The following is a 15,209-nucleotide window of genomic DNA, read 5'->3' as shown; positions in this document are numbered from 1 at the left end:
GAGGCGGATTCGGCGCTCAGGCCCGCCCCAGCGCCGCGGCCTCGCGCGCCAGCGCCTCGATCCGTCCCCACTCCCCACCCGCGACGGCATCCGCCGGGACCATCCAAGTGCCGCCCACACAGCCGACGTTGGGCAACGCCAGATAGTCGGCGGCGTTGTCGGGCCCGATGCCGCCCGTCGGGCAGAAGCGGGCCTGCGGCAACGGCCCGGCCAGCGCCCGCAGATACGCCGTACCGCCCGCCGCCTCGGCCGGGAAGAACTTCAGCTCCCGCACCCCACGTTCCAGCAGCGCCACCACCTCCGTCGTGGTCGACACCCCCGGCAGGAACGGCAGTTCGGACGCCCGCATCGCCGTGAGCAGGGTGTCCGTCCAGCCCGGACTGACGAGGAACCGCGCTCCGGCGGCCGCGCACGCGGCGACCTGCTCCGGTACGACGACCGTGCCCGCGCCGACCACCGCCTCCGGTACGGCGGCCGCGATCGCCCGGATCGCGTCGAGCGCGGCCGGGGTGCGCAGGGTGACCTCGATCGCGGGCAGCCCGCCCGCCACGAGCGCCCGAGCCAGCGGCACCGCGCGCTCGGCGTCGTCGACGACCAGGACGGGGACGACGGGCGCCAGATCCAGCACGGAGAGGGCCGGGGCCACCGGCGACGGCGAGGTCATGGCGCCATCGTGCCGAGCCCGCGTACTCCCCGCAACGGCCGTTGCACATGCTGCAACGGCCATACGGCCAGCCACCGGGGGCGCCGAGGGCCAGCCACCGGGGGTGCCCAGGGTCGGCCACCGCGGGCGCCCTGGGTCAGCCACCGAGGGCGCCCTGGGTCAGCCGCCGTGGGTCAGTGCACCTCGTCCACGAGCACGTCCAGCTGCCAGGCCTTCCCGGCACCCGCCGGTGCCTGCGCCTCGACCGTGTAGCGGAGGTCCCGCAGCGCTTCCACCAGCTCCGCCGGGTCCGCGGGCGCCGCGCCCGCCTCCAGCAGGCTGCGCACGATCCGCCCCTTGGTCGCCTTGTTGAAGTGGCTGACCACCTTCCGGGTCGGCGCGTGCAGCACGCGAACGCTCGCCGTGCGCCCGGCGACCTCGCCCTTCGGCTTCCAGGGGGCCGCGTAGGCGGCGGAGCGCAGGTCCAGGACCAGCCCGTCCCCGGCGGCCTCGGGCAGCGCCGCCGCCATCGGGGCCCGCCAGTGGGTGCCCAGCGCGCCGAGCCCGGGCAGCCGGACCCCCATCGAGCAGCGGTAGGAGGGGATCCGGTCGGTGACCCGGACCGCGCCCCAGAGCCCGGAGAAGACCAGCAGCGAGCGGGCCGCCCGGCGCTTGGCGGCCGGATCCAGCGAGGCCAGGTCGAGGGCGTCGTAGAGCACACCGGTGTAGATCTCGCCCGCGGGCCGCGTGCCGGCGGTGCGCAGTCCGGCGTTCTTCGCGACCTCGCCCCGCAGCCCCTCGCTCAGCCCGAGCACCTCGCGCGCCTTGTCCTCGTCCGCCAGGCACAACTCGGCCAGCTCGCCGACGACGGCCTCGCGGGCCGCGGTGAGGGCGGGCAGCGACAGCGACTCCAGCTTCAGCGGGGCGCCGCGCCCCGAGGACGCCTTGCCTTCGGAGGGGGGCAGCAGGACCAGCACACGTACTCCTTCTGTAGGGCTGCCCGGACAGCGTACGGCGTGTCGCGGCACGCCCGGCCCGGAGCCGTGGCCGCGCCCGGAGGTGCCGGGGCATGAAATCGGGCCGCCCGGCGTTGCGTGACGGGGACGGGCCACGAAGAGACCCGCGGGGAGCCATGGGAAGCGGTCCGCCACGGGAAGCGATCCGACGAGGAGGTGGCCGATGCCCGAGGAGGCGCTGTGGACGAGGGCGCGACTGGGCCGCTGCGGGCCGCCGCTCGACCTGCTGACGGCCCGCTTCGACAAGCACGTCTACGCCCCGCACGCGCACGACGAGTACACGATCGGCGTGTGCGTCGGCGGGACGGAGATCATCGACTACCGCGGCGGCCACATCCGCACCGGGCCGGGCTCGATCGTGGTGCTGGCCCCCGGCGAGATGCACACCGGCGGCCCCGGTGAGGCCACCGGCGGCTACGCCTACCGCGCCCTGTACGCCGCCCCCGGCCTGCTCGCCGACGGCGTCCTCGGCGGCTTGCCGCACTTCCGCGAGCCGCTGCTGGACGACCCCGAACTGGCCGCGGCGCTGCGGACCGCCCACACCGAGCTGGCCCGCTGCCCCGACCCGCTGGAGGCCGAGTCCCGGCTGCCGTGGCTGCTGACGGCGCTGGCCCGCCGCCACTCCACCGCCCGCGCGGACACGGACGCGGTGCCCGGCGCGGCGGGCGTGGCCCGGCTGGTCCGCGACCGCCTCGCGGACGAGTTGACGGCCCCGCCCTCCCTCGCCGACCTGGCCGCGGACCTGGGCCTGTCCCGCTACCAGTTGCTGCGCGCCTTCCGTACGACCATGGGCATCCCGCCGTACGCGTGGCTGGCCCAGCACCGGGTGGCCAGGGCCCGCGGGCTGCTGGAGGCGGGCCTGCGCCCGGCGGAGGTGGCGGCGGTGGTGGGCTTCGCGGACCAGGCGCACCTGACCCGCTGGTTCCGCCGGGTGCTGGGGGTGACACCGGCGGCGTACCGCAGCGGGGTGCGGACGCTGGAGGCCTGACGCCTGGGCCCTCGTCGCGCGGGAGGAGCGCAACGGCGTTCAAGACCCATCGGTGCGTCCGCCGGAAACTACTCATATGACTGCACGCGGCTGGTTCCTCTTCTCCCTGATGGGAGTCGTCTGGGGCATCCCCTATCTGATGATCAAGGTGGCGGTGGACGACCTGTCCCCGTCGATGGTGGTGTTCACCCGCTGCGCCCTGGGCGCGGCCCTGCTGCTGCCGTTCGCGCTGCGCGGCGGCGGCCTGCTGCGGACGGTACGGGCGCACTGGGCGCCGATGCTGGCGTTCGCGTGCATCGAGATCATCGGCCCCTGGTTCACGCTGACGGACGCCGAGCGGCACCTGTCCAGCTCGACGGCGGGCCTGCTGATCGCGGGCGTGCCGATCGTCGGCGTGGTCCTGTCCCGCTTCTTCGGCGCGACGGAGCACCTGGGCGTACGGCGCGTCGCGGGCCTGGCACTGGGCCTCGCGGGCGTGGCCGTCCTGACCATCCCGCACCTGACCGGCGGCGACGCGAAGTCCCTGGCGGAGGTGGCGCTGACGGTCGTCGGCTACGCCACGGCCCCCCTCATAGCCGCCCGCTACCTGAAGAACGTCCCGACCCTCCAGCTGACGGCCCCGTGCCTGGCGCTGGCGGCCCTGGTCTACGCCCCCGCCGCGGCCGCCACCTGGCCCGCGCAGATGCCGTCGACATCGGTCCTCGCGTCCCTGGCCGGCCTCGGCGTCATCTGCACGGCCCTCGCGTTCGTGGCCTTCCTGGAGCTGATCAAGGAGGTCGGCCCGACCCGCTCGACGGTGATCACGTACGTCAACCCGGCGATCGCGGTCGCCGCGGGCGCCCTGTTCCTGGGCGAACGGCTGACGGCGGGCGTCCTGGCGGCGTTCGTGCTGATCCTGGCGGGCTCGGTGCTCGCCACGGCGGGACCGGCGCGGAAGGCCCCCGCGCGGCCGGTAACATGGTCGCCACGGCAGACGAGCCGGGCGGACGGCCGCGTGGAGTCCCCTTGAGGGGCTTCCCGAGGAACGTCCGGGCTCCACAGGGCAGGGTGATGGCTAACGGCCACCCGGGGTGACCCGCGGGACAGTGCCACAGAAAACAGACCGCCCGGCGCTTCGGCGCCGGGTAAGGGTGAAACGGTGGTGTAAGAGACCACCAGTGCCCAGGGCGACCTGGGCAGCTAGGTAAACCCCACCCGGAGCAAGGTCAAAAGGAAGCACCCCGGTGCTTCTGCGCGAGCGTTCGAGGGCTGCCCGCCCGAGCCCGCGGGTAGACCGCACGAGGCCGGCGGCAACGCCGGCCCTAGATGGATGGCCGTCTCCCCGGCCGCCGCGAGGCAGCCGGGCGACAGAACCCGGCGTACAGCCCGACTCGTCTGCCGCTCCTCATTTGCGCAGGTCAGCATAGTGTTTTTTCGCTGACTAGTGATCGCCCGGATGCTCGGAAGGCTCAGGGCTCGACCTGTTCGACGCCTGTCGGCCACGCGAAAGCGGTGGACGTTGTCGGACTTCTGAACTACTTTTGAAGTCATGACCACCACGCCCGTTGAAGCGAACCTCTCGGAGCTTCTACAGAAGCCGACGGACACCATCGCGCGTATGCAGAGCAACGCTCACCGAGGTATCCGCCTGCACCGCCGTGGCGAAGAAGACTTGTACCTGACCACCGCCGCACGTGCCGAGGAAGCCGTGCTGGCGGTCGACTCCACCACACGCATCTTCGTCGCCATGATGAAAAGCGACCCCCAGGCAGTCAAGATCCTGACCCATGTCTTCCCGGACGCGTTCCCTTGGGTCCGTTACCTGCCGGATGCAGCTGTGCGAGAGTTCCTGGTCGAGTTCGTGGAGACCGCACGCGCAGCTGTCGACCTCGACAATGTCAGTCTCCTGGCTCCTGTCATCGCCGCCTGGAAGTCGACAGCCCTGGTCCATGCGGACCCTGAGCTGCGCCAGGCACTCACCGAACCGAAGGGCGATGACCTCGGCCCGGTCGAGCCGCCGGAGGTTCCCGGCGAGTGAGCCCGAAGAAGGGGGACCGGGTCGCACCACCTCCCGGCCGAGGAGAATACGACGTCCGCTTCGGGGAGACGCGGGCCGTCGAGGGGTGGCGTGAAGTCTGCAACAAGGCTCCGGGAAACGCGGCCAAGGCGTGGGCGCACATGCGTACCGACCCGCGTCCCGTGGAGCAGACTGAGCGTCACCATCAGCTGAAGTACGACCTGGCAGAGGTTACTTTCAGAGGCAAGCGGCTTCCGCAATGGCAGATCGAGATCACCGGCGGCGGCCGACTCTGGTACCTGGTCGACGAAGAAAGCCGCAAGGTGTGGCTGGTCTACGCAAGCCTCCGGCACCCGAAGGCCACGGATTAGGGGCGGTGAAGAGCAGCAAACAAAAGGCGCCGTCGGGCCATGTCCTTGGCGGCGCCTTCTTGTTGCGGCCTATTACTTCCTGTTCTCCGCCGTGCGCGCTGCCCGCCTCATCCACGCCAGCCACCCCCACCGCGACAGCCCGCCCACGGCCACGGCCGTGAAGATGGCGCCCCAGTCGATGACATGCGGCAGGCCCGGGCAGGCGGCGAAGAACACCAGCGTGGCGATCAGTCCGGTGAGGAAAGCGGCGAGGCCGGCTCTGTGCCGCCGGGTGGCGCATGCCTGGTCGTCTTCCTTGCGCTGCTGCTCGATCATGACGTACTCACTTCGTGATGTGGTGGCACTGGCTCACGCGGCGCACGCCGTTGACGTAAAGGTGCGCGCACGCCTTGCCATAACGAGGCAGCGTCTGTGGAGAGTTGTTTCGCATGGGGTCGATCTTGCATTCGTCGTGGACCTTGCCGCGCGACGTGCGGTAGGTCCGGTTGTCGACGTCGGAGTAGGTGAAGTCGATCCGCCAGTTGCAGAAACCTGTGCTCAGGGCGCCGACGAAGGCGCAGTCGACGCCGGCGTTCTGATACGTGATGCGGCGGCCCCTGCCGCGAACGATGTGAGTAAAGACGCAACAGTCAAGATGTGTCATCCCGGCTCCGTCAGTGACTGCCTCCGCACCTTGGTTCGACCCGTGCGAACGCCTCGCGGGTTTGAGAGGTGAGGGTCAGCGGCGTGCCGCCGCGGGCGGCGGCACGCCGGGGCCGAACCCGGTCGGCGGGTGGTCGGTGTGGGTGGTTCGGCCCCGGGTGGTCATCCCGCCGTCGGCGTCGGCGAGGTCGTGCTGTTCGCCGGTGGGGTGAGGACGACCTGTGGCTCGCCCGCGGACGCGGGGGGCGGGGTCAGGTCCGCGGCCGGTGGGCCCGGTGAGGCCGTCTCCTGGGCCAGGGCCTGGTCGAAGTCGACCAGGCCGGTCTTCTCCACGGCCTTGATGTGGTCCAGGACGATGTCGTTGACCTGGTCGGCCAGCGCGCGGACCAGCGAGTTCCTCGTGGTCGTGCGGACGCTCGCGACCGTGTTGAGGAACTGGCCGCTCGACGCGCGCACCGTGGTGGCCAGGTCCACGTTGAACTCCTTGCCGCTCTCCGCGCTCAACCGGGTCTCGAATCCCTGCTGTTGCGTCGAGGGGCGGTTGGGCAGCGCGATGTCCAGCTGTTCGGCCACCTTGCGGCAGGCGGCGTCCAACGAGGCGTCCCCGTCCACCAGTTGCTCCCCGGCGCTGCGGACCGACTTCGTCGTCCCCTTCTTCGCGGCCCTCTGGCCGACGGGGTACTCCCACAGTCCGGCCGAGCGCACCTGGACCACGAAATCCCGGTCGGCCTGCGTCAGCGGTCCGGTCGCCGGGGTGGCGATGACCCGCGCGGGGGCGGCGTTGACCTTCTGGACTCCGAGCATGGCGGGGTAGAGGAGGGAGCCCAGGGTGACGCTGAGCGCGCCACCGACAAAGAGAGATCCCGCCACGTTTCGTGAAACGAGCACCGTTTCTCCTGATCCGGTTCTACGGATCCCGCACACACCTGCATACGGATGAGAGGGTTCCGCAGAACCTTTTGTGCTCGTCATGGGTTCGTAAAGATCGATGATCGGCGAACGTCCGCCACCGCCCAGCGGCGCGAAGAAGGGCCGTTCGGCCCTATCCGCGGGCCCGGGAAGGGACCGATGGCCCCTACCGCGGCGGGGTACTTGACGGCCGATCATGGATCGGCGACCGGGAAGGGCCAGGTCCATTCCCGCACTTCTGATCCTTCCCGGCTCGTCGCCGACACCAGCCGACGTGCCGACGGAAAGGACACCGTTCGCCCGACACCACACGGAACGCCTCCTCGCGGCCGCGAGGAAGGCGATCAGCAGCGTGCCCGCCTCCCGTCCCCCGGCTCTGCCCGCTCCCGGACGCAGCCCGCTGCCTCCCGCTTCATCAACTCCCCAGCGATCGCTGCCGCACCCCGGCCAGATGCCGGGTGAACACCTCGCGGGTTTCGGGGGTGAGGGTGCGTAGGGCCACCAACGCCGTGATCACGACGTCGCAGAGTTCGGACTGGACGTCGTCCCACGTGTGGGTGGTGCCCTTGCGGGGGTTCTGGCCGGTCGCGCCGATGATCGCCTCGGCTACCTCGCCGACCTCCTCCGAGAGTTTCAGGACGCGCAGGAGGAGTCCGTCCGCGCCGTCGACCGCGCGGTGCGCGTCGAGCCAGGCCCACAGCTCGTCGACGGTCTGCCAGAGGGCGTCCGGTGCGGGCTCGGCGATCGGTGTGGGTGTGGGTACCACGGCGGCGTCGGTGGGGTCGTCCATGGTGGCAGCCTGTCATGGACGACCGGGGGGCTACTCCTCGAACAGTGCCTCCTGCTGGCCTTCGCGCTCCTGGCGCAGGCGGCGGTTGCGCATGCCGATGACCACGGCCGTCGCGGCGGCCGTCACGCCCAGGGCCGCCGGGACCATCCAGCCGCGGTTGACCGTGTGGCCGAGTGTGTGGTCCAGGGAGAGGCGGCCGGGGCCCGTGATCGCCAGGCCGGTGGCGGACAGGCCGAGGCTCGCCGCGTACTCGTAGCCACCCGACTGGGCGAAGAAGCCGCTGGGCGCGTGCACCGCCGCCGCCCCCGCCATCGCGCCCGCCGCGGCGGCACCCGCCGCCGGTGTCGCGAGCCCCAGCATCAGCAGCGTGCCGCCGCCCATCTCGGCGACGCCGGCCGCGGTCGCGCTGGCCTCGCCCGGCCGGTAGCCGACGGACTCCATGAACTTGCCGGTCCCCTCGATGCCCCCGCCGCCGAACCAGCCGAACAGCTTCTGCGCACCGTGCGCGACCAGCACACCACCGGTACTCAGCCGGAGCAGCAGCAGCCCCAGATCTCGTCGGTCGTAACAGGTCATGGTGGCTCCAGGGGCAGAGGGGCAGAGGGGCAGAGGGGCAGAGGGCAGAGGGGCAGAGGGGTGGTGGTCGGCGGGGTGGGTCCCCCGGCCCCTCCACCGTCGCACCCGGCCCGCCCCACCGGCCTGTTCGGGCGGCCGTTCGGGTGGCGTGCCGTGGCGGGCGGTGCGAGCCTGGCCGGCATGACGATTCAGACCGCGAAACTCAGCGACCCCGCCGTCCGCGCCTTCGTCTCCGCCGTCAACGCGCACGACCGCGACGCGTTCATGGACCTCCTCGCGCCCGGCGCGACCATGTCCGACGACGGCTCCGACCGGGACCTCGCCGACTGGGTGGACCGGGAGATCTTCTCCTCCAACGGGCACCTCGACGTCGACAACGAGTCCTCGGGCGGGCGCGCCCTGCTCGCCCACTACCGCAACGACACCTGGGGCGAGATGCGCACCCAGTGGCGGTTCACCGTCGCGGACGACGGCAGGATCTCCCGCTTCGAGACCGGGCAGGCGTGACACCGGGCAGGCGTGACACCGGGCAGGCGTGACACCGGGCAGGCGTGACACCGGGGACGCGTGAACACCGGGCGGGCGTGAACACCGAGCATGCGTGAACACCGGCCACCCGTACCGTGCTTGCCCTCGTGTGCGCTTCAACTCCTAGCGTTCTCCGGTATGGAGAAGACAACGCAGAGCCATCGGACGCTCGGCCGCAGCGGTATCGAGGTGAGTGCGCTCGGCTTCGGGTGCTGGGCGATCGGCGGTGAGTGGCAGACCTTGGACGGGCAGCCGCTCGGCTGGGGCAAGGTCGACGACGAGGAGTCGGTGCGGGCGATCCGCCGCGCCCTCGACCTCGGCGTCACCTTCTTCGACACCGCCGACACCTACGGCACCGGGCACAGCGAGCGGATTCTCGGCCGCGCGCTTGGCAAGCGCCGCGACCAGGTCGTGCTCGCGACCAAATGGGGCAACGTCTTCGACGCCGACACCCGCACCCTCACCGGCGCCGACGACTCCCCGGCCCACGCCCGCCGCGCCCTGACCGCCTCACTGCGCCGCCTGGACACCGACCACGTCGACCTCTACCAGCTGCACCTGTCCGACGCCGACCCCGAGCGCGCGGCCGAACTCCGCGACACCTGCGAGGAGTTCGTGCGCGAGGGGCTGATCCGCGGCTACGCCTGGAGCACCGACGACCCGGCCCGTGCCGCCGTGTTCGCGAAGGGCCCGCACTGCACGGCCGTCCAGCACACCCTCAACGTCTTCCACGACGCCCCCGAACTGCTCGCGCTGTGCGAGGAGTTCGACCTCGCCAGCATCGACCGCAGCCCGCTCGCCATGGGGCTGCTCGGCGGTCGGCGCGGCACCCGTCCGGAGCCCGGGGACATCCGCAGCGCGCCCCCGGCCTGGCTGCCGGGCTTCGGCGACGGCTCCGGCGCCGATCCCGCCTGGCTCGCCCGGGTGGACGCCCTGCGCGAGGTCCTCACCAGCGGCGGCCGTACCCTCGCCCAGGGCGCGCTGGCCTGGCTGTGGGCGCGCAGCCCGCGCACCGTGCCGATCCCCGGCTTCCGCACCGTCGCACAGGCCGAGGAGAACGCGGGCGCCATGGCGAAGGGGCCGCTCACCACCGGGCAACTGGCCGATGTCGACCGGATACTCGGAAGGTGAACGGCCCCGCCAGGCCACCGGGGAGGCAGTTCGATGGACCTGGCCGCCGTGCCGCTGAGAGCGGCCGGCCCAACCGGCCGCCGTACGGCTGACGTCGGCGGTCAGGGGGTCCCGCCGACGTGTCGCCGTGGGCGGCGGTCAGTGGGACTGGCCGCCGTACGGCTGCTGGGCGTACTGCTGGCCCGCGTACTGCTGGCCGTCGTACGACTGCTGGTCGTACGACTGCACGCCCTGCGGCTGCTGCGCGCCCTGCGCCTGCTGCGCGAACTGCCGCGTGCCCTGCTCGGTGAGCGTGATCTGGCCCGCCTTGATGGTCGCCAGGCGCGGGGCGCGACGGGCGATCGACGAGTCGTGCGTGACCATGATGAAGGTCAGGCCGTACTCGTGCCACAGGCCCTCGAGCAGGTTCATGATGTCGTCGCGGGTGCCCTCGTCGAGGTTGCCGGTCGGCTCGTCGGCGAGCAGCACCTTCGGCTTCTTCACCAGGGCGCGGGCGATCGCGACGCGCTGCTGCTGACCGCCGGACAGCTCCGTCGGGACGTGCGTGAGCCGCTCGCCCAGACCGACCGAGCGCAGCGCCTCCGCGGCGCGCTCCCGCCGCTCCGCCGGCTTCACACCGAGCGGCACGAGCGCCGTCTCGACGTTCTCCTGCGCGGTCAGCGTCGGGATGAGGTTGAAGGACTGGAAGATGATGCCGATCTTCTCGGCGCGCAGCCGGGTCAGCTTGGCCTCGCTGATGGTGGCGAGGTTCACGCCGTCGAGTTCCACGCTGCCGGCCGAGGGGCGGTCCAGGCCGCCGATCATCTGGAGCAGCGTGGACTTGCCGCCACCCGTGGGGCCCTGGATGACGAGCTGGTCGCCGTCCTCGATGGTGAGGTCGACGCCGCGCAGCGCCTCCACCGTCTCCTTGCCCCGCGTGTACCGCTTGGTCACGCCGGTCAATGTGTACATGGGTGCTCCGTGAGTGCTGGGGAGGGACGGAAGGACAGTGGGGGAGAGGAACAAGGGGGCGCCGTCCCGGGGGGAGTGGAGGCGGCGCCCCGGTACTGGGTGACTACTGGACGCTGCGCAGCGCGTCGGCCGGACGCATCCGGGAGGCGCGCCAGCCGCCCATGGCGCCGGCGATCAGGCCACCGGTGACCGCGAGGCCCACCGCGAGGGCGATGGTGGTCGCCGAGACCGGAGCGCTGAGCGCGATCTGCAGGGTGTTGGCGGTCTGCTGGCCGGGGCCGCCGCCACCGGGGAAGCCGTTGCCGCCACCGCTGCCGCCGGTGCTGCCGATCTGCGCGGTCAGCGTCGGGCTGATCGCGGTGACCACGTAGGCCGCCGCGAGGCCGAGACCGATGCCGAGGGCGCCGCCGATCAGGCCGTTGACCATCGACTCGCCGACGACCTGCCGGGTCACCTTGCCGCTGGGCCAGCCGAGCGCCTTCAGGGTGCCGAACTCACGCACCCGGCGGGAGACCGCGGAGGAGGTCAGCAGCGCGGCCACCAGGAAGGCGGCGACGAGGACCGCGATCGACAGCCACTTGCCGACGCTGGTCGCCAGGTTGGAGGCCGTGGACAGCGAACCGGACACGGTGGACGCCATGTCGGACGAGGTGGTGACCGTGGTGCCGGAGATGTTGCTCTGGATCTCCTTCTTCACGGTGGAGATCTGCTTGGAGTCGGTGGCCTTCACGTAGATCGTGGTGACCTTGTTCTTGGCGTCACCGAGCGTCTGCGCCTGCTTCAGCGGCACGAACACGTCCGTGCTGGACTCGCTGCTGTTGGGCGTAGCGATGCCGATGACCGTGAACTTGGTGCCGGAGATCTTGAAGGTCGAACCGACCTTGTACTTCTTGCTCTTGGCGTACGACTTGCTGACCACCGCGACCTTGGCGTTGGTCTGTGCCGAGGTGAAGGTCTTGCCGGAGGTGATCTTCATGGAGGCCAGCGGGCCCAGTCCCTGGTCGGCGACGTCGACGCCGGCTACGGAGTAGTTGTTGACGTTGAAGTTGGCGCCGCCGCCCTGGACCTGCGGGTTGCCGCCGGAGGCGCCGCCGGGGCCGCCCTGGTTGCTGCCGCCGGAGGACTGCGCCTTGCCCTGGGTGAACGAGCCGTTGACCTTGATGACGTTCAGGGAGAGGGCGCCGACCGCGCTGTCCACGCCCTTCTGGTCCGAGACCTGGTCGACCAGGGAGGACTTCAGGGCCTGACCGCCCTGTGTCATCACCCGGTCGGAACTCTGCGACGACTTGCTGCTCGACTTCGCGTCGAACTTGAAGTTGGGGCCGGACGAGCTGCCCGCCTTGGGCGCCGTCTGTGCCTTGGTCACCGTCATGTCGGTCCCGAGGCCGTAGAGCGACTTCAGGACCTTGTCCTGCGCCTGGTTCATGCCGGCCGACACCGAGTTGACCGTGATGACCAGCGCGATTCCGAGCGCCAGACCCAGAGCGATGACCAGGGCCGCCTTCTTGCGACGCCCCAGCTCGCGCTTGAGATAGATGCCAAACATCACATTCCTCGAAGGTTCTTGGCGCCCGCTGTGGGCGCTCTCACAAGCTAGGGAGGAACCTTTGCGTCGACCTGAGTAAAGGATGTGTCAGGGCTGAGAATGCGGAACAGGTGCTCAATCTTTCGTAAGACAGGTCATTCATATGCCCTGGAGGGTCACCTGCCAGGAAACCGTTGTCAGGCGCGGTGTACGGTCCCCGGATGCACGCTTCCTCTCGGCTCACCCGGCGGGCCGCCCTCGGCCTGACCGCCGCCGCGCTGCCCGTGGCCGCGGCCACCCCCGCCCGTGCCGCCGCCCCCGTCATCGGGGGCGAGCGACTGGCCCGCGGCGGCATCCAGGTGAGCGGCGCCACCGGACTGCCCAAGAAGATCACCGCCCGCGCCTGGCTGGTCGCCGACTACGAGAGCGGCGAGGTGCTGGCCTCCTTCAACGCGCACAAGCGGCTGGCCCCCGCGTCCACGCTGAAGATGCTCTTCGCGGACACCGTGCTGACGAAGTTCGAGCGCGCCGAGACGCACACCGTGACCGACGCCGACCTGGCCGGCATACCCGCCGGCTCCAGCCTCGTCGGCGTCAAGGCCGGCATCACCTACACCGTCGAGCAGTTGTGGCAGGGCGTGTTCCTGCGCTCCGGCAACGACGCCGTGCACGTCCTCGCGCACATGAACGGCGGGGTCGGAAAAACGGTGGCCGAGATGCAGGCCAAGGCCGAGGACCTCCAGGCCCTCGACACCCATGTGGTCAGCCCCGACGGCTTCGACCACCCGGGCCAGCTGTCCTCGGCCTACGACCTGACCCTCTTCGCCCGGCACGGGCTGCACGACACCGACTTCCGCTCCTACTGCGCCACGCGCACCGCGGACTTCCCGGCCGGCAAGAAGAAGACCTTCCAGATACAGAACACCGACCGCCTGCTGACCGGCGCCTGGGGCCTGGACGTCTACAAGGGCCTCATCGGCGTGAAGAACGGCTACACCAGCCACGCGGGCAACACCTTCACCGGTGCGGCGACCCGCGACGGCCGCACCCTGCTGGTCACCGTGATGCACCCGGCGCCCGGCACCAACGCGGTCTACGAGCAGACCGCCGCGCTGCTCGACTGGGGCTTCGGCAAGGGGAGTTCGGCCCAGCCGGTGGGCACGCTGGTCGAGCCGCTGAGCGAGGGCGGGGCGAAGGCCAGCCCGTCGCCGACGAAGCGGGCCGCGAAGGGCGCGGCGGGTGCGCCGGGTTCGTCGTCGGGCGGCTCGTCGCCGTCGCCGTGGACCCTGCTGGAGGGCGGCGCGGGAACGCTCGCGCTGCTCGCGGGGGGCGCGTGGGCGCTGCGCCGGCGGCGCGGGGCGCGGTCCGGGACGGGTGCGGGTGCGGGCACGAACGCGGGCGCGGCTCAGGCGGCCGGGGCCGCGGGTCCGGGTACGGATACGGCGGGTTCGGGCGCGGGTGCGGTGGGGACGGACGCCGGTGCCGCGGGGACGGCCGCGGGCGCGGCGGAGACGGCCGGCCAGGAGAGCTGAGCGGGGCGTCGGCGGGCTTCGGCGGGCCTCCGGCGGAATGCGGGAGGCCTGTCGGAGACCTGTCCGGGGCCGGTCCCGGGCCTGTCGAAGGCCTGGCAGAGGCTTCGCGAAGGCCGGGCGGATGTGCGGCAGCCGTTCCACGCGCCGGTGCGCACCTCGCGGTCCCGCGCGAGATCCACCCCCACCCGGCAGGTGGAACGGCTGCCCCCTCCCCCCCTCGGTGTGGCCTGTTCCCCCCTCGGCACAGTCCGCCACGGTGAGGTCCACGGAACCCGTCGGAACCGTGGAACCCAATTGCCTCAAGTGTGAAGCTCTTGTGTAGGAGAGTTGAGCATAAGCCCCCTACCGGGGGCAATGGTGCGGACGTTCAAATTCCGTTTGTAGAGGTTGACGAGTTGACCGTTTCTGCACGGAAATGCCGCCCGCCCAGGGTCCGGTGGGCTCTGGGCGCCCACCGGAGTCCGGCCGGTCCTCGGGCCGCCGGAGTCCGGTCGGTCCTCAGACCGCCGTCAGTCGCGGCTCTCCCGCCGGGTCCGCGAGTTCGCCGGGGTAGCGGACGCCGATCCGCTCGCGGATCGCGTCGAGCGTGCGCATCACGGCGAGCGTGCCGGAGAGCGGGACCAGCGGGGACTCGGTCTCGCCCGCCCGGAGCGCGCGCATGACCTCCCGGGCCTCGTGGCGCAGGCTGGTGCGCGGGCCGTCCGCCGGGTCGGCCGTGAACTCCTGCGGATCCCGGCCGTCACGGTGCAGCACGAAGCGGTCGGGGTGGAAGAAGCCGTCCGGCACGTCGATCCGGCCCTGTGAGCCGGTGACCGACGCCGAGACCGCCGTACCGCCGACGACGGAGCAGTGCACCGAGGCGAGTGCGCCGCTCTCCCAGGAGAGCAGTGCTCCGGTCTGGAGATCGACGCCCTCTTGCGAGAGCACCGCTCTCGCCGTCACCTCGGCCGGCTCGCCCAGCAGCAGCTGCGCGAACGACACCGGATACACCCCCAGGTCGAGCAGCGCGCCGCCGCCCTGGGCCGGGTCCCGCAGCCGGTGCGAGGGCGGGAAGGGGCCCGCGAGCCCGAAGTCCGCCTGCACCGTGCGGACTTCGCCGATCGCGCCGTCGTCGACCAGCGCCTTCAGCCGCCGTACCAGCGGATTGCAGTACATCCACATGGCCTCCATCAGGAAGCTCCCGCGGTCGGCCGCCAGCGCGACCAGTTCCTCGGCCTCCCGCGTGTTCAGCGTGAACGCCTTCTCGCACAGCACGTTGCGGCCCGCCTCCAGGCAGAGCCCGGCGGCCGCCCGGTGGGCCGCGTGCGGGGTGGCCACGTACACGACGTCGATGTCCTCGTCCCGCGCCAGCGACTCCCAGTCGCCGTAGGCCCGACCGATGCCGAACCGCTCCGCGAACGCCGAGGCCGACTCCTGCCGCCGCGAGGCCACCGCGACGATCTCCGCGTCCGGCAGGTCCACCAGATCCGCCGCGAACGCCGCCGCGATCCCGCCGGTCGCCAGGATTCCCCAGCGCACGCTCCGCTCCGCCATACCGGACCCCACCCTCGCTCCTGCGACCCTCGGCACTGTGTACGAGCTGAGAGCATAGGTGGCGCATCGAGCCGGCGG

General features: G+C 71.7%; 15 protein-coding genes, 1 other RNA gene and 2 pseudogenes. 8 read left to right on the top strand and 10 right to left on the bottom strand.

Features of this window, described 5'->3' with window-relative positions:
* Nucleotides 1-16 precede the first annotated feature (16 nt).
* Both eda and yaaA read right to left on the bottom strand, forming a co-directional pair.
* A complete protein-coding gene (gene eda / locus WN71_RS14490) occupies nucleotides 17-664 on the bottom strand; it encodes a bifunctional 4-hydroxy-2-oxoglutarate aldolase/2-dehydro-3-deoxy-phosphogluconate aldolase (RefSeq protein WP_046583042.1) in 648 nt (215 codons plus the stop codon).
* Between the two features lie 173 nt (nucleotides 665-837).
* Nucleotides 838-1,620, bottom strand: a complete 783-nt coding sequence (gene yaaA / locus WN71_RS14485; RefSeq protein WP_046583040.1) for a peroxide stress protein YaaA — start codon at nucleotides 1,618-1,620, stop codon at nucleotides 838-840.
* 202 nt (nucleotides 1,621-1,822) lie between these two features.
* Here yaaA and WN71_RS14480 point away from each other — a divergent pair, with 202 nt between their 5' ends.
* The 5 genes and pseudogenes from WN71_RS14480 to WN71_RS42695 all read left to right on the top strand — a co-directional run bounded on the left by WN71_RS14480 (nucleotide 1,823) and on the right by WN71_RS42695 (nucleotide 5,014).
* Nucleotides 1,823-2,647 carry an AraC family transcriptional regulator gene (locus WN71_RS14480; RefSeq protein WP_046583038.1) on the top strand — a complete coding sequence of 275 codons (825 nt, stop codon included), beginning with the start codon at nucleotides 1,823-1,825 and terminating at the stop codon, nucleotides 2,645-2,647.
* Nucleotides 2,648-2,723: 76 nt separating this feature from the next.
* Nucleotides 2,724-3,503: pseudogene (locus WN71_RS43450) on the top strand (DMT family transporter); the annotation flags it as partial.
* A 118-nt stretch (nucleotides 3,504-3,621) separates the two neighbouring features.
* Nucleotides 3,622-4,024: RNase P RNA component class A (rnpB, locus tag WN71_RS14470), an RNA gene on the top strand.
* A 151-nt stretch (nucleotides 4,025-4,175) separates the two neighbouring features.
* Nucleotides 4,176-4,664: a hypothetical protein gene (locus tag WN71_RS14465; RefSeq protein ID WP_046583034.1), complete on the top strand. Its 489-nt coding sequence runs from the start codon at nucleotides 4,176-4,178 to the stop codon at nucleotides 4,662-4,664.
* Nucleotides 4,661-5,014: a hypothetical protein gene (locus tag WN71_RS42695; protein ID WP_046583032.1), complete on the top strand. Its 354-nt coding sequence runs from the start codon at nucleotides 4,661-4,663 to the stop codon at nucleotides 5,012-5,014. Before WN71_RS14465 ends, WN71_RS42695 begins: the two co-directional genes overlap by 4 nt.
* Before the next feature lie 72 nt (nucleotides 5,015-5,086).
* Here the strand turns inward: WN71_RS42695 and WN71_RS14455 are convergent, their stop codons facing one another.
* From WN71_RS14455 to WN71_RS14435, 5 genes are all read right to left on the bottom strand, one after another.
* A complete protein-coding gene (locus tag WN71_RS14455) occupies nucleotides 5,087-5,329 on the bottom strand; it encodes a hypothetical protein (protein ID WP_046583030.1) in 243 nt (80 codons plus the stop codon).
* A 7-nt stretch (nucleotides 5,330-5,336) separates the two neighbouring features.
* Nucleotides 5,337-5,657: a hypothetical protein gene (locus WN71_RS14450; RefSeq protein ID WP_079177858.1), complete on the bottom strand. Its 321-nt coding sequence runs from the start codon at nucleotides 5,655-5,657 to the stop codon at nucleotides 5,337-5,339.
* Nucleotides 5,658-5,818: 161 nt separating this feature from the next.
* Entirely contained in the window at nucleotides 5,819-6,544 is a 726-nt protein-coding gene (locus tag WN71_RS14445; RefSeq protein ID WP_240529656.1) for a DUF4142 domain-containing protein, read from the bottom strand.
* 436 nt (nucleotides 6,545-6,980) lie between these two features.
* Nucleotides 6,981-7,355 carry a MazG-like family protein gene (locus WN71_RS14440; RefSeq protein WP_046583028.1) on the bottom strand — a complete coding sequence of 125 codons (375 nt, stop codon included), beginning with the start codon at nucleotides 7,353-7,355 and terminating at the stop codon, nucleotides 6,981-6,983.
* A gap of 30 nt (nucleotides 7,356-7,385) precedes the next feature.
* Nucleotides 7,386-7,931, bottom strand: coding sequence for a DoxX family protein (locus WN71_RS14435; protein ID WP_046583027.1), 546 nt, complete (start codon nucleotides 7,929-7,931; stop codon nucleotides 7,386-7,388).
* Nucleotides 7,932-8,111: 180 nt separating this feature from the next.
* Here WN71_RS14435 and WN71_RS14430 point away from each other — a divergent pair, with 180 nt between their 5' ends.
* Together WN71_RS14430 and WN71_RS14425 are read left to right on the top strand one after the other, a co-directional pair.
* Entirely contained in the window at nucleotides 8,112-8,438 is a 327-nt protein-coding gene (locus tag WN71_RS14430) for a nuclear transport factor 2 family protein (RefSeq protein ID WP_046583135.1), read from the top strand.
* Between the two features lie 159 nt (nucleotides 8,439-8,597).
* The gene (locus tag WN71_RS14425) at nucleotides 8,598-9,590 is read left to right on the top strand and encodes an aldo/keto reductase (protein WP_206300078.1); all 993 of its coding nucleotides are present in this window, start codon (nucleotides 8,598-8,600) and stop codon (nucleotides 9,588-9,590) included.
* A 267-nt stretch (nucleotides 9,591-9,857) separates the two neighbouring features.
* On the opposite strand, the pseudogene WN71_RS14420 reads toward WN71_RS14425, so the two are convergent.
* A pseudogene (locus WN71_RS14420) lies at nucleotides 9,858-10,541 on the bottom strand (ABC transporter ATP-binding protein); the annotation flags it as partial.
* A gap of 103 nt (nucleotides 10,542-10,644) precedes the next feature.
* Nucleotides 10,645-12,087 (bottom strand): ABC transporter permease, encoded by a 1,443-nt coding sequence (locus tag WN71_RS14415; RefSeq protein WP_046583025.1) that lies wholly within the window; start codon nucleotides 12,085-12,087, stop codon nucleotides 10,645-10,647.
* Between the two features lie 200 nt (nucleotides 12,088-12,287).
* Between WN71_RS14415 and WN71_RS14410 the strand changes: the two genes are divergently transcribed.
* The gene (locus tag WN71_RS14410) at nucleotides 12,288-13,598 is read left to right on the top strand and encodes a D-alanyl-D-alanine carboxypeptidase family protein (RefSeq protein ID WP_079177856.1); all 1,311 of its coding nucleotides are present in this window, start codon (nucleotides 12,288-12,290) and stop codon (nucleotides 13,596-13,598) included.
* A 498-nt stretch (nucleotides 13,599-14,096) separates the two neighbouring features.
* On the opposite strand, the gene WN71_RS14405 is transcribed toward WN71_RS14410, so the two are convergent.
* Nucleotides 14,097-15,131: a Gfo/Idh/MocA family protein gene (locus WN71_RS14405; RefSeq protein WP_046583022.1), complete on the bottom strand. Its 1,035-nt coding sequence runs from the start codon at nucleotides 15,129-15,131 to the stop codon at nucleotides 14,097-14,099.
* Nucleotides 15,132-15,209 lie beyond the last annotated feature (78 nt).

This window comes from Streptomyces mangrovisoli (genome assembly GCF_000974985.2).
Lineage (GTDB): Bacteria > Actinomycetota > Actinomycetes > Streptomycetales > Streptomycetaceae > Streptomyces > Streptomyces mangrovisoli.
The sequence above is the reverse complement of the archived record's forward strand: the minus strand, read 5'-3'. Positions and strand labels throughout refer to the sequence as shown.